The organism is Pseudomonas sp. F3-2, from assembly GCF_038804275.1.
Lineage (GTDB): Bacteria > Pseudomonadota > Gammaproteobacteria > Pseudomonadales > Pseudomonadaceae > Aquipseudomonas.
Genome location: NZ_CP152388.1, coordinates 5,115,005 through 5,128,513 on the forward strand (window position 1 = coordinate 5,115,005; position 13,509 = coordinate 5,128,513).

At 59.6% G+C, this 13,509-nt stretch carries 11 protein-coding genes; 2 read left to right on the forward strand and 9 right to left on the reverse strand.

Going from position 1 to position 13,509, the window contains the following annotated elements; genetic code table 11:
- Positions 1–2: 2 nt before the first annotated feature.
- From carB to grpE, 6 genes are all read right to left on the reverse strand, one after another.
- Positions 3–3,224 carry a carbamoyl-phosphate synthase large subunit gene (gene carB / locus AAGQ88_RS22920; RefSeq protein WP_093464332.1) on the reverse strand — a complete coding sequence of 1,074 codons (3,222 nt, stop codon included), beginning with the start codon at positions 3,222–3,224 and terminating at the stop codon, positions 3–5.
- Between the two features lie 125 nt (positions 3,225–3,349).
- Complete coding sequence (gene carA, locus AAGQ88_RS22925; protein WP_093464335.1) at positions 3,350–4,486, reverse strand: glutamine-hydrolyzing carbamoyl-phosphate synthase small subunit; 1,137 nt, start codon at positions 4,484–4,486, stop codon at positions 3,350–3,352.
- 280 nt (positions 4,487–4,766) lie between these two features.
- On the reverse strand, positions 4,767–5,573 hold the full coding sequence (gene dapB, locus AAGQ88_RS22930; protein WP_342653664.1) for a 4-hydroxy-tetrahydrodipicolinate reductase: 807 nt from the start codon (positions 5,571–5,573) through the stop codon (positions 4,767–4,769).
- A gap of 10 nt (positions 5,574–5,583) precedes the next feature.
- On the reverse strand, positions 5,584–6,714 hold the full coding sequence (gene dnaJ / locus AAGQ88_RS22935; protein ID WP_342653665.1) for a molecular chaperone DnaJ: 1,131 nt from the start codon (positions 6,712–6,714) through the stop codon (positions 5,584–5,586).
- A 324-nt stretch (positions 6,715–7,038) separates the two neighbouring features.
- Entirely contained in the window at positions 7,039–8,955 is a 1,917-nt protein-coding gene (gene dnaK / locus AAGQ88_RS22940) for a molecular chaperone DnaK (protein WP_342653666.1), read from the reverse strand.
- A gap of 104 nt (positions 8,956–9,059) precedes the next feature.
- Entirely contained in the window at positions 9,060–9,626 is a 567-nt protein-coding gene (gene grpE, locus AAGQ88_RS22945; protein WP_093464346.1) for a nucleotide exchange factor GrpE, read from the reverse strand.
- A 278-nt stretch (positions 9,627–9,904) separates the two neighbouring features.
- Here grpE and recN point away from each other — a divergent pair, with 278 nt between their 5' ends.
- Positions 9,905–11,578, forward strand: coding sequence for a DNA repair protein RecN (recN, locus tag AAGQ88_RS22950; RefSeq protein ID WP_285422979.1), 1,674 nt, complete (start codon positions 9,905–9,907; stop codon positions 11,576–11,578).
- A gap of 62 nt (positions 11,579–11,640) precedes the next feature.
- Here recN and fur read toward each other — a convergent pair whose 3' ends face one another.
- Positions 11,641–12,048, reverse strand: a complete 408-nt coding sequence (fur, locus tag AAGQ88_RS22955) for a ferric iron uptake transcriptional regulator (RefSeq protein WP_093464352.1) — start codon at positions 12,046–12,048, stop codon at positions 11,641–11,643.
- Between the two features lie 98 nt (positions 12,049–12,146).
- On the opposite strand from fur, the gene AAGQ88_RS22960 reads away from it, so the two are divergent.
- Positions 12,147–12,671: an outer membrane protein assembly factor BamE gene (locus AAGQ88_RS22960; RefSeq protein WP_093464358.1), complete on the forward strand. Its 525-nt coding sequence runs from the start codon at positions 12,147–12,149 to the stop codon at positions 12,669–12,671.
- An 87-nt stretch (positions 12,672–12,758) separates the two neighbouring features.
- On the opposite strand, the gene AAGQ88_RS22965 is transcribed toward AAGQ88_RS22960, so the two are convergent.
- Complete coding sequence (locus tag AAGQ88_RS22965) at positions 12,759–13,079, reverse strand: RnfH family protein (protein WP_342653667.1); 321 nt, start codon at positions 13,077–13,079, stop codon at positions 12,759–12,761.
- Positions 13,069–13,506 carry a type II toxin-antitoxin system RatA family toxin gene (locus tag AAGQ88_RS22970; RefSeq protein ID WP_093464361.1) on the reverse strand — a complete coding sequence of 146 codons (438 nt, stop codon included), beginning with the start codon at positions 13,504–13,506 and terminating at the stop codon, positions 13,069–13,071. Before AAGQ88_RS22970 ends, AAGQ88_RS22965 begins: the two co-directional genes overlap by 11 nt.
- Positions 13,507–13,509: the final 3 nt, after the last annotated feature.

Here is a 13,509-nt window from a genome sequence, read left to right on the forward strand (position 1 = left end):
ACTCATGCCTTCAATCCTGCATGTAGATCCTGCAAGCGGCGCACGGTCTTTTCAGGGCCGAACTTCAGCGCTTCACAGATGGCCTCGCCCGCAGCAATGGTCGTGGTGCAGTAGATCTTGTGCTGCAAGGCGTTGCGACGGATGGAGTAGGAATCCGCGATCGACTGGCGACCTTCGGTGGTGTTGATGATCAGCGTGACTTCGTCATTCTTGATCATGTCGACCACGTGAGGGCGACCCTCAGTCACCTTGTTGACGCGACGCACTTTCAGGCCGGCTGCCTCGATGAGGCGCGCGGTACCTGCGGTTGCAACGATTTCGAAACCCAGCTCGATCAGGTTGCGGGCAACGCCAGCCACCAGCGGCTTGTCGTCGTCACGCACGCTGATGAAAGCGGTTCCGCCGGTCGGCAGCACTTCGCTGGCGCCCATCTGGGCTTTGGCAAAGGCTTCGCCGAAGGTATCGCCGACACCCATGACCTCACCGGTGGACTTCATCTCCGGGCCGAGGATCGGGTCGACGCCAGGGAACTTGGCGAACGGGAAGACCGCCTCTTTCACGCTGTAGAAATTCGGGATGATTTCTTTGGTGAAGCCAAGCTCTTTCAGGGTTTTACCCGCCATGACGCGTGCTGCGATCATGGCCAGAGAGACACCGATGCACTTGGAAACGAACGGCACGGTGCGCGAGGCACGCGGGTTCACTTCGATGACGTAGATGTCTTCACCCTGCAGGGCCAGCTGCACGTTCATCAGGCCGACGACGCCGAGCTCGAGGGCCATTTTCTTGACCTGCTCACGCATCTCGTCCTGGATGTGCGCCGGCAGCGAGTACGGTGGCAGCGAGCATGCGGAGTCACCGGAGTGAACGCCTGCCTGCTCGATGTGCTGCATGATCGCGCCAATGACGACGTCAGTGCCGTCACATACGGCATCCACGTCCATTTCGATCGCGCAGTTGAGGAAGTGGTCCAGCAGCACCGGGCTGTCGTTGGACACTTGAACCGCTTCGCGCAGGTAGCGCTTGAGCTCTTCTTCTTCGTAGACGATTTCCATCGCACGGCCGCCCAGTACGTAGGACGGACGAACCACCAGCGGGTAACCGATTTTCGCTGCAGCGCGAATGGCTTCGTCTTCGCTGCGCACGGTGGCGTTAGGCGGCTGACGCAGGTTCAAGCGCTCGACCATTTGCTGGAAACGCTCACGGTCTTCGGCACGGTCGATGGCATCAGGGCTGGTGCCGATGATCGGCACGCCGGCCGCTTCAAGCGCACGCGCCAGTTTCAGAGGCGTCTGGCCGCCGTACTGGACGATCACGCCCTTCGGCTTCTCGACGCGAACGATCTCCAGTACGTCTTCAAGCGTCACCGGCTCGAAGTACAGACGGTCGGAGGTGTCGTAGTCGGTCGATACGGTTTCCGGGTTGCAGTTGACCATGATGGTCTCGTACCCGTCGTCACGCAGCGCCAGCGCGGCATGAACGCAGCAGTAGTCGAACTCGATGCCCTGGCCGATCCGGTTAGGACCGCCGCCCAGGATCATGATCTTGTCGCGCGTCGAAGGGTTGGCTTCGCACTCTTCTTCGTACGTCGAGTACATGTACGCGGTATCGGTTGCGAACTCGGCAGCACAGGTGTCGACACGCTTGTAGACCGGGTAGATCTCAAGCTTGTGACGGTGCGTGCGCAGGTTTTTCTCGGTGACGCCCAACAGCTTGGCCAGACGCGCATCGGAGAAGCCCTTGCGCTTGAGGCGGAACATCAGGTCGCGGTCGATTGCCGACAGGCCGAGGGTCTTGACCTTCTCTTCTTCCTTGATGAGATCTTCGATCTGCACCAGGAACCAAGGGTCGATCATATTCATGTCGAAGATCTGCTCGACCGTCATGCCGGCGCGGAATGCGTCGGCGACGTACCAGATGCGCTCGGCGCCCGGAACGGTCAGCTCGCGCTTGAGGATGCTCATGCTTTCCGAGCTGCCCAGATCCAGCTTCGGATCAAGACCGCTGACGCCCACTTCCAGGCCACGTAGGGCTTTCTGCAGCGATTCCTGGAAGGTACGGCCGATCGCCATGACTTCGCCGACCGACTTCATTTGCGTGGTCAGACGCGCGTCGGCCTTCGAGAATTTCTCGAACGCGAAGCGAGGCAGTTTGGTGACGACGTAGTCGATGGACGGCTCGAAGGACGCCGGGGTCTTGCCGCCGGTGATGTCGTTCTGCAGTTCGTCCAGGGTGTAACCCACTGCCAGCTTGGCCGCGACCTTGGCGATCGGGAAGCCCGTGGCCTTGGAGGCCAGCGCCGAGGAGCGGGAAACGCGCGGGTTCATCTCGATGACGACCATGCGGCCGGTGTCCGGGCAGATACCGAACTGCACGTTCGAGCCGCCGGTTTCAACGCCGATCTCGCGCAGGACCGCCAGCGAGGCGTTCCGCAAGATCTGGTATTCCTTGTCGGTCAGGGTCTGCGCAGGCGCGACAGTGATCGAGTCACCGGTGTGCACGCCCATCGGGTCGAAGTTTTCGATGGAGCAGACGATGATGCAGTTGTCCTTTTTGTCGCGGACAACTTCCATTTCATATTCTTTCCAGCCGATCAGCGATTCGTCGATCAGCAGCTCTTTGGTCGGCGACAGATCCAGACCGCGGGCGCAGATTTCTTCGAACTCTTCACGGTTGTAAGCGATGCCGCCACCGGTGCCGCCCATGGTGAAGGAGGGACGGATGATGCACGGGAAGCCCAGCTTTTCGAGGACCGCGTTGGCCTCTTCCATGCTGTGGGCAATACCCGAACGCGGGCATTCCAGGCCGATGGCCTTCATGGCCTTGTCGAAACGCGAGCGGTCTTCAGCCTTGTCGATGGTGTCGGCGTTGGCGCCGATCATTTCGACGCCGAACTTCTCCAGAACGCCTTCGCGCTCCAGGTCCAGCGCGCAGTTCAGAGCCGTCTGGCCACCCATGGTAGGCAGCAGCGCGTCCGGGCGTTCCTTTTCGATGATCTTGGCGACGGTCGCCCATTTGATCGGCTCGATGTAGGTCGCGTCCGCCATGGCCGGGTCGGTCATGATGGTGGCCGGGTTGGAGTTGACCAGGATGACGCGGTAGCCCTCTTCGCGCAGGGCTTTACAGGCCTGGGCGCCGGAGTAGTCGAATTCACAGGCCTGGCCGATCACGATCGGGCCAGCGCCAAGAATCAGGATGCTTTTAATGTCTGTACGTTTTGGCATGGGTTGTCACTCGAATCCTATGTCAGTCGGCAAGCCGTCTTGAACATTCTCTGAGGTGCCGGGCGCGCGGTCGGACGTGTCCGGCGCGCCTCGTGCACCTGCTCGCTACAGTCGCAAGTCGCCGATCAGCGGCGCTTGGCCATGGCTGTGATGAAGCGATCAAACAGCGGCGCGACGTCGTTGGGGCCCGGGCTCGCCTCAGGGTGACCCTGGAAGCTGAACGCGTCCTTGTCGGTACGCTCGATGCCTTGCAGGGTACCGTCGAACAGCGATTTGTGGATCGCGCGCACGTTGCCTGGCAGGGTTGCTTCGTCGACCGCAAAACCGTGGTTCTGGCTGGTGATCATGACGACGCCGGAATCCAGATCCTGCACCGGGTGGTTGGCACCGTGGTGACCATGACCCATCTTGACGGTCTTGGCGCCGGACGCGAGGGCCAGCAGTTGATGACCCAGGCAAATGCCGAAGACCGGAATCTCGGTCTGCAGCACGTCCTTGATCGCCTGGATCGCGTAGTCGCAAGGCTCCGGATCGCCAGGGCCGTTGGATAGGAACACGCCGTCAGGGTTGAGGGCGAGCACTTCACTGGCCGGTGTCTGGGCGGGCACCACGGTCACGCGGCAGCCGCGCTCGACGAGCATGCGCAAGATGTTGGTCTTGACGCCGTAGTCGTAGGCCACGACGTTGTACGGCAGATCGCCCGCCGCCAGTTCCGGATGACTGTCGGTCTTCAGGCTCCAGACGCTGGAGCGCCACTCGTAGGTTTCCTTGGTGCTGACTTCTTTGGCGAGGTCCATGCCTTTCAGGCCCGGGAAGCCGCGGGCTGCGGCGATGGCCGCTTCTTCCGAAATGTCGTCACCGGCCATGATGCAGCCGTTCTGCGCGCCTTTCTCACGCAGAATGCGGGTCAGGCGGCGCGTGTCGATGCCAGCGATGGCGACGACATTGTTGGCTTTCAGATAATCATCCAGGGACATCTTGTTGCGCCAGTTGCTCGCCACCAGAGGCAGGTCGCGAATGACCAGGCCCGCCGACCATACGCGGTCGGACTCGGCGTCTTCCGGCGTGGTGCCGGTGTTGCCGATGTGGGGGTAAGTCAGGGTGACGATTTGCTGGGCATAGGAAGGATCGGTAAGGATTTCCTGATAGCCGGTCATTGCGGTGTTGAACACCACCTCACCAACGGTCTGGCCGTCGGCTCCAATGGCTTCGCCGCGAAAAATGCTGCCATCAGCAAGGGCGAGTATGGCTGGCTTAGTCAAGAAGACCTCCCGTAATAAAGCCTGAAAGGGCGATCGCAGGTTGTAAAAAAGCGGAATGACGTATAGACACGTCACCCCGCTTTTTTCATCGAATTATCTGCGCGCTTTTAGTGGACACACTAAAGCTGTAGCTTACAGAAAAAGGCTTTTTTAATCCACCGCTAAAACGCCTTGAAGGCAGAGGAATGCGACAGGACATCGCGTAGCGGGTCAAAACTGCGGGCAGGATACAGGTAAAAGACCTGATCTGCCCGCATTGTTACGGGTTCAACTACGCCAATCAGTGAAGCTCGAGCACATCCTGCATGTCGTAAAGACCCGGGGATTTGGCATCGAGCCACAGCGCAGCGCGCACGGCTCCCTTGGCAAAGGTCATCCGGCTGGAGGCCTTGTGGGTGATTTCCAGGCGCTCGCCCTCTGCGGCGAACAGCACCGTATGATCCCCCACCACGTCACCACCGCGCACCGTGGCAAAACCGATGGTGTCACGCTCGCGCACGCCGGTATGACCCTCACGGCCGTAGACCGCAACCTTGCTCAGATCACGACCCAAAGTCCGCGCGATCACTTCACCCATGCTGACAGCCGTTCCCGAAGGCGCATCGACCTTGTTGCGGTGATGCGCTTCGATGATTTCGATGTCTGCGTCGTCACCCATCACCCTGGCCGCCATTTCCAGCAGCTTGAATGACAGGTTTACGCCGACACTGAAATTGGACGCGAAGACGATGGGGATGTCTTTGCTGGCTTCCTGCAGCAGTTGCTTCTGCTCAGCGCTGAGGCCGGTGGTGCCGATGACCATCGCCTTGCCGGCCTTGCGGCAGAAGGCGAGGTTTTTCAGCATCACATCCGGCAGCGTGAAATCGATCAGCACATCGAACTCGTCCGCCACCTGCTCCAGGTTGCCGGTCAGCTGCACACCGATACGACCAATCGACGCGAGCTCACCCGCGTCGGCACCGATCATCGTGCTGCCCGGACGAACGATCGCCGCGGTCAGCCCTGTCAGCGGCGCGCGCTCCTGAACGGCTTCGATCAGATGCTTGCCCATACGCCCGGCAGCGCCCATCACTGCAATACGTCGCATGCCCTGCTCCTCAGAGATCGCCGAAGAAACGCTTCACGCCTTCGAACCAGCCACTGGCCTTGGGCGAATGCGAGCTGTCGCCTTCCAGCGAGGCACGGAACTCTTCGAGCAATTCACGCTGACGACGACCCAGGTTGACTGGCGTCTCCACCGCAACGCGGCACATCAGATCGCCCGCACCGCCGCCGCGCACAGGCGCAACGCCCTTGCCGCGCAGACGGAATTGCTTGCCGGTCTGGGTGCCTTCAGGGATTTTCAGTTTGACGCGACCATCCAGCGTCGGCACTTCAAGCTCGCCACCCAGCGCAGCGTCGGTGAAGCTGATCGGCACTTCGCAGTACAGGTGCTTGCCGTCGCGCTGGAAAATCGCGTGCTCGCGCACATTGATCACGACATACAGGTCGCCCGTCGGACCACCCTGCACACCCGCCTCGCCTTCGCCCGACAGACGAATGCGATCGCCCGTGTCGACGCCCGCCGGCACCTTGACCGACAACGTCTTGTATTCTTCGACGCGGCCTTCGCCGTGGCAGGAATCGCAAGGGTCGGAAATGATCTTGCCGTTGCCGTGGCAACGCGGGCAGGTCTGCTGAACGGAGAAGAAACCCTGCTGCATGCGAACCTGGCCAATGCCGCCGCAAGTCGGGCAAGTGACAGGCGAAGAGCCTTTTTTGGCGCCGCTGCCGTCACACGGCTTGCAGTTGACCAGCGTCGGCACGCGAATGCTGACGGTGGTGCCACGCACGGCTTCTTCGAGATTCAGTTCCAGGGTGTAGCGCAGGTCGCTGCCACGCTGGGCGCCGCCACGTCCGCCGCCGCCGGCACGGCCACCGCCGAAGAAGTCGCTGAAGACATCGCCGAAAATGTCGGAGAAGTTTGCGCCGCCGAAACCGGCACCGCCGCCGCCCATGCTCTGATCGACACCGGCATGACCATATTGATCATACGCAGCACGTTTGCTGGCATCGGACAGCACTTCGTACGCTTCATTGGCTTCTTTGAACGCATCTTCCGAGGCCTTGTCGCCCGGGTTGCGGTCAGGGTGATACTTCATCGCGAGACGACGGTACGCCTTTTTAAGGTCCGCCTCGCTGGAGCCGCGCTCCACCCCCAATACTTCGTAATAGTCACGCTTTGACATAAGTTTTCTGCACTCTTGAGGACGCCCGGCATAACCCTCCTGAGTTTGCCGAACTCGTTGAGCCCCTTTCAGGCCCGGACCCAACTCACGTCAATTCAACGATCCTGGTCTTGGTTCAACGGCCTTCGATCGACCGAGGAAAGCGGCAGAACAAGCCGGATTGCAGGAGCATCCGCCTTTGCCACACAGCCCGCGAAGACACCTTCGCGCAGCTTGAAAATTCGGGTGTTCCAGACACGCCAACGCGGGAGCAAGCTCCCGCGCGGCGACATCCTACCAGCGACCGCTTGAAAGCGGTCAACCGGCGATCAAGTGAGCCTGCGCTTACTTGTTGTCTTTGACTTCTTCGAACTCAGCGTCGACGACGTCGTCAGCCTTGTGCTCTTCCTGCGCAGGCTGAGCACCGGCTTCAGGTTTTTCAGCCTGCTCGGCGTACATCTTCTGAGCGACCGGAGCGGAGACTTTCGACAGCTCTTCGACCTTGGCGTCGATGGCAGCCTTGTCGTCGCCTTTGACAGCAGCTTCCAGGGCAACCACAGCAGCTTCGATCGCGGTCTTCTCTTCTTCAGTGACCTTGTCACCTGCGTCAGCGACCATCTTGCGAGTCGAGTGAACCAGTGCATCACCCTGGTTACGGGCAGACGCCAGCTCTTCGAACTTCTTGTCCGCTTCCGAGTTCGCTTCAGCGTCGCGGATCATCTGCTGGATTTCTTCATCCGACAGACCCGAGTTGGCCTTGATTACGATCGACTGAGTCTTGCCGGTAGCCTTGTCTTTCGCGCCGACGTGCAGGATGCCGTTGGCGTCGATGTCGAAGGTCACTTCGATCTGAGGCACGCCACGTGGCGCTGGTGGAATCTCGGCCAGGTCGAACTTGCCCAGGGACTTGTTGGAAGCCGCCTGTTTGCGCTCACCTTGCAGCACGTGAATGGTCACGGCGCTCTGGTTGTCGTCGGCAGTCGAGAACACTTGCGATTTCTTGGTAGGAATCGTGGTGTTTTTCTCGATCAGCGCGGTCATCACGCCACCCATGGTTTCGATACCCAGGGTCAGCGGGCTGACGTCCAGCAGGAGAACGTCTTTCACGTCGCCGGCCAGTACCGCACCTTGAATTGCAGCACCCATGGCAACGGCTTCGTCAGGGTTGACGTCCTTGCGCGCTTCTTTACCGAAGAACTCGGTGACTTTCTGCTGAACCAGCGGCATACGGGTCTGGCCGCCGACCAGAATCACGTCGTTGATCGCACCGATGTCGATACCGGAGTCTTTCAACGCAATGCGGCAAGGCTCGATGGTGCGGGCAACCAGGTCTTCAACCAGCGATTCCAGCTTGGCGCGGGAGATCTTCACGTTCAGGTGCTTCGGACCGGTGGCGTCTGCAGTGATGTACGGCAGGTTGACGTCGGTGGACTGGCTGGAAGACAGCTCGATCTTGGCTTTTTCAGCAGCTTCTTTCAGACGCTGCATCGCCAGCGGGTCACCTTTGAGGTTCATGCCGCTTTCTTTCTTGAATTCGTCAACGAGGTAGTCGATCAGACGAATGTCGAAGTCTTCACCACCCAGGAACGTGTCGCCGTTGGTGGCCAACACTTCGAACTGGTGCTCGCCGTCGACTTCGGCGATTTCGATGACCGAAACGTCGAAGGTACCGCCACCCAGGTCATAAACGATGACAGTGTGGTCGCCTTTGGCTTTGTCCATACCGTAGGCCAGTGCGGCAGCGGTCGGTTCGTTGATGATGCGCTTTACGTCCAGACCGGCGATACGGCCGGCGTCTTTGGTGGCCTGACGCTGGCTGTCGTTGAAGTAGGCCGGAACGGTGATGACCGCTTCAGTCACAGGCTCACCGAGATAGTCTTCGGCGGTCTTTTTCATTTTCTTCAGGATTTCGGCGGAAATCTGAGGAGGCGACATCTTCTTGTCGTTGACCGAAACCCATGCGTCGCCGTTGTCAGCCTTGGCGATGGTGTAAGGCACCATCTTGATGTCTTTCTGCACGACGTCTTCGTCGAACTTACGGCCGATCAGACGCTTTACCGCGTACAGGGTGTTGTGCGGGTTGGTGACCGCCTGACGCTTGGCCGATTGACCGACCAGGGTTTCGCCGTCGTTGGCGTACGCGATGATCGAAGGGGTAGTACGCGCGCCTTCGGCGTTCTCGATGACCTTCGCTACACCGTTTTCCAGAACCGAGACGCAGGAGTTGGTGGTCCCCAGGTCGATACCGATAATCTTGCCCATGTTTTGACTCTCCCGAAACTTTGAATTTGGTTGCCGCAACTGCGTTTACAAATTGCGGTAATTCTTTAAACCATGGCCCTTAGATGGGGCCCGCTCAGCTGATTTCAAGCCTGCTCGTCAATTGACGGTGTAACAGGCGACGGTGCCTTGCTGACCACGACCATGGCCGGGCGCAGCAGACGACCGTTAAGCTGATAACCCTTCTGAAACACCTTCAGAACGCTGTTCGGCTCCACGTCCGCGCTTTCCTGCATCGCCATCGCCTGATGATGCTCGGCGTTGAACGGCTGGCCGTGCGGGTCGATGGCTTCCAGATTGAAACGCTTGAGGGTGTCGTTGAACATTTTCAGCGTCAGCTCGATGCCTTCACGCATCGGGCGGATGCTCTCGTCATCCGGGTTGGACAGGTCCAGACCACGCTCCAGACTGTCGATGATCGGCAGCAGGTCGCCGGCGAACTTCTCCAGCGCGAATTTGTGGGCTTTCTCTACGTCCTGTTCTGCACGACGGCGGACGTTCTGCAGATCCGCAGCGACACGTAGGGACTGGTCCTGCGCTGCAGCCAGTTGCTCTTCCAGCACTTGCACACGAGTTGCCAAATCCTCACCGGAGGTCGCCGCGTCGCCAGCCTGATCCTGAGCCTGCGTGTCCGGGTTCTGTTCGTCAGCCATAGTTCTCTCCTTCTAATTACGTCCGTGAGCTCAACTCACGCTTCTGCCCGGCTATATGGGGCCGTAATTTTCGGCTTCAAGGGGTTTCGATGCAGGATGAGGCGAATGACCTTACAAATTTTCCGCCATGGCCGGATTTTCCTGCACGGCCGGGCGCAGGCGCCGCACTTGAACACAAAACACACAACCGCCCGTCAAATCGAGCCGGCCCGGGGCATTGTCAGGCTTGAGCGAAACACTGTATAAATAACCAGACAAATCGTTTGGGAGCCGCCCTTATGCTGGTGCACCTGTCCATACATAACTACGCCATCGTTGAACACCTCGATCTGGAACTCGATCGGGGCATGAGCGTGATCACCGGCGAAACCGGTGCCGGTAAATCGATCATGCTCGACGCACTGGGCCTGACCCTGGGCGACAGAGCCGACAGCGGCGTGGTGAGACCGGGCGCCGACAAGGCAGACATTCTGGCGACGTTCGATGTGTCGGACATTCCCGAAGCCAGCGCATGGCTGAAAGAGCGCGACCTGGAAACAGACGGCCCGTGCATATTGCGTCGCGTGATCACGGCCGAGGGCCGCTCGCGTGCCTACATAAACGGCACCCCCTGCCCGCAGGGCGATCTGAAGGCACTGGGCGAGCTGATCATCGACATTCACAGCCAGCACGAGCATCAGTCGCTGCTCAAGACCGATACACATCGGCGATTGCTGGATGAGTACGCGGGCGCCACCGATCTGGCCCGCCAGGTTCAACTGGCCGCGCAGCGCTGGCGTCAGACGCGTCAGGAGCTGGAACGCCTGGCCAACTCGGGCGACGAGCAGCGCGCCAAGCATCAGCTGTTGAGCTACCAGCTCGAAGAACTCGAAAGCCTGAGCCTGGGCGAAAACGAACTCGAGCATCTGGAACAAGAGCAAACCACGCTGACCAATGCCGAAAGCCTGCTCGGTATCTGCAGGCAGGTCGTCGAGCTGTGCAGCGAAAGCGACTCAGGCAACGCTCTGAATGCGCTGACGGCCAGCCTCAACCGGCTCACCAGCGTGAACAACTCGCCGGATGCGCTGAACGAGGCGACCAATCTGCTCTCCAGCGCACAGATTCAGGTCGAGGAAGCCGTGGGCGAGATCAATCGATTCCTCGATCGTTTCGAAGCAGATCCGGCCCGCCTGCAACAGATCGAAGAACGGCTCGACACCATCTACACGCTGGCGCGCAAACACCGCGTGCAGCCGAGCGAAGTGCCTGCGCTGCATCAGAAGTTGCTGGACGAAATCGAAACGCTCAACGCCAACGATGAAGCGGTCGAACGCCTGCAGCATGAGCTGGGATCCTACGCACGGCATTATCAGGAAAAAGCCCGCGAGCTGAGCGATCTGCGTCATCGCGCGGCGCCTGAACTCGCACATTCGGTTGAACACGAAATCCAGCGACTGGGCATGCCCGGCGGACGCTTCAATATCGAGCTCAAGGAGAACGTCGACAAAGAATTGTCCCCCCACGGCCTCGAACAAGTGGAACTGTTGGTCAGCGCCAACCCCGGTCAGCCGCTCAAGGCGCTGGCGAAAGTGGCGTCGGGCGGTGAGCTGTCGAGGATCAGTCTGGCCATTCAGGTCATCACGGCCCAGACCTCGCGCATCCCGACACTGGTGTTCGACGAAGTGGACGTCGGCATCGGCGGGCCAACGGCCGAAATCGTCGGCCAACTGCTGAGGCGCCTTGGCGAGCGCGGCCAGGTCATGACGGTGACGCATTTGCCTCAAGTCGCAGCGCAGGGGCATCAGCATCTGTTCGTGCACAAGGTCCGCGAAAACGATGCGACCCGGACGGCTGTTTCGAAACTGAGCAAAAACGAGCGCGTCGAAGAAGTGGCGCGGATGCTGGGCGGGATCGACCTAACCAAGGAGTCACTGGCTCACGCGAAAAAGATGGTGGTGGCAGCGAAATCCTGACCATCTTCCAGAAACGACAAAGGCGACCCGAGGGTCGCCTTTGTTTTGCTACAGAAAAAGACTTACGCCTGTTTCTTGCGCACGTAGAGCACCAGATTGTGGTCCACCAGCTCGAAGCCGTGTTCGGCCACAATTTGTTTCTGAAGCTCTTCGATTCCTTTATGAAAGAATTCGATCACCTCACCGGAATCCACATTGACCATGTGGTCGTGGTGGCCTCCGTCGGCGAGTTCGAATACGGCATGACCGCCGTCGAAGTTGTGGCGAACCACCAACCCGGCTGCTTCGAACTGAGTCAAAACACGGTAAACCGTTGCCAGACCGACGTCTTCGTTGGCCTCCATAAGCGCCTTGTAGACGTCCTCCGCGCTCATGTGGCGCTGCTCTGCAGAATCGAGCATTTGAAGGATCTTGACCCGCGGCAGGGTCACTTTAAGTCCAGCTTTGCGTAGTTCGCTATTTTCAACCATGGTCAGCTTTCTCGCAGACGCTGCTTCGCAGCTTCTCTTAATGCAGGTATGATCGGGGTTTACGTTGTCCCAGCCAAGATAGTGGAAGTCGCCCACCGATGCAAAACACCAAGCTCTTGCTAACCAGTTTCACCTTCGTGGGACTGCTCGCACTCGCCGGTTGTTCATTCCCCGGGGTTTATAAAATCGACATCCAACAGGGCAATGTCGTCACGCAGGACATGATAGACCAGTTACGCCCCGGAATGACCCGTCGGCAAGTAAGGTTTATCATGGGCAACCCCTTGTTGACCGACACTTTTCACCCTGAACGCTGGGACTACCTGTACAGCTTGCAGCCCGGTGGCGGTGAGCGTCAGCAGGAGCGCATCAGCCTGATCTTCAATGGTAGCGATCAACTGGCCAGCCTGTCCGGTGACTTCAAACCCGGCGTGAGCCGTGACGAAGCCATCCTCGGCAAAGGCAGCGATACCAACGCAACGCCCGAAAACAAAGGCGATCAGCCTCAGAAGGAAGAGCCGCCGAAGCCTGGCTCCCTGCTTGAGCAGATCCAGAATGACGTCGACAAAGTCGAAACCGTGCCGGTCCCAACTCAGGAACCGCTGGACACCAGCCCGCGCTGATCCACAGTTTCTGCGTCATTTAAGCTGCACAAAAAAGCCCGGCAATGCCGGGCTTTTTGTTGCTCCTCAATCGAGCCGATGAAAAACTTAAATCGGCCTCTGCGCCTTTCGCACCTTTGCCGCCTTTTCGGCGCGCAGACGACGCACCTCTTTCGGGTCTGCCAGCAAAGGACGATAAATCTCGATCCTGTCGCCCGGCTCGAGCCTGCGCTGCGCCGGATCGCTCACCACTTTTCCGAAAATCCCCAGCGGGCAGTCAGCACGTTCAAGCTCCGGGAAGTGCCGGGCAATTCCTGAGGCCTCAACCGCTGCGCGCACAGTCGTCCCGGTGGGCACATCGAGCTTGAGCAGCACCTGCCGATCCACAGTTGCATACACCACTTCGACGCTGATCATGTCAGCTGCCATGCAGCTCTTTGGCTCGCTGGCAAAATGCATCGACCAGCGTGTTGGCGGCCTGGTTGAACAGCGGCCCCAGCGTTGCCCGCACGATAGGTCCGGAGTAATCGAACGAGAGATCTAGGCTGATTTTGCAGGCCTTCTCGTTCAACGCCTTGAACGTCCAGACGCCATGGAGCTGACTGAACGGGCCCTCCTCCAGGTTCATCTCGATGGTCTGGCCCGGCGTCAGCGTATTGCGCGTGACGAAGTGCTGACTCAAACCACCCTTGGCCACCTCGACCCGCGCGCGCATCGCGTTGTCGCTCTGTTCCAGCACCGTGGCGCCGGAGCACCAGGGCAGAAACTCCGAGTAGCGACTCACGTCGTTGACCAGGTCGTAGAGAGCCTGTGCGGGGTATGGCAACAGGGCCGAACGTTGAATATGCGTAGTCATGTC

Bases quoted from the DNA above. Each gene is read 5' to 3' on its own strand.
- AAGQ88_RS22960 (WP_093464358.1), top strand. From the start codon at position 12,147: ATGCAAAACACCAAGCTCTTGCTAACCAGTTTCACCTTCGTGGGACTG.
- fur (WP_093464352.1), bottom strand. From the start codon at position 12,048: ATGGTTGAAAATAGCGAACTACGCAAAGCTGGACTTAAAGTGACCCTG.
- AAGQ88_RS22970 (WP_093464361.1), bottom strand. From the start codon at position 13,506: ATGACTACGCATATTCAACGTTCGGCCCTGTTGCCATACCCCGCACAG.
- grpE (WP_093464346.1), bottom strand. From the start codon at position 9,626: ATGGCTGACGAACAGAACCCGGACACGCAGGCTCAGGATCAGGCTGGC.
- recN (WP_285422979.1), top strand. From the start codon at position 9,905: ATGCTGGTGCACCTGTCCATACATAACTACGCCATCGTTGAACACCTC.
- AAGQ88_RS22965 (WP_342653667.1), bottom strand. From the start codon at position 13,079: ATGGCAGCTGACATGATCAGCGTCGAAGTGGTGTATGCAACTGTGGAT.
- dapB (WP_342653664.1), bottom strand. From the start codon at position 5,573: ATGCGACGTATTGCAGTGATGGGCGCTGCCGGGCGTATGGGCAAGCAT.
- carB (WP_093464332.1), bottom strand. From the start codon at position 3,224: ATGCCAAAACGTACAGACATTAAAAGCATCCTGATTCTTGGCGCTGGC.
- dnaK (WP_342653666.1), bottom strand. From the start codon at position 8,955: ATGGGCAAGATTATCGGTATCGACCTGGGGACCACCAACTCCTGCGTC.
- dnaJ (WP_342653665.1), bottom strand. From the start codon at position 6,714: ATGTCAAAGCGTGACTATTACGAAGTATTGGGGGTGGAGCGCGGCTCC.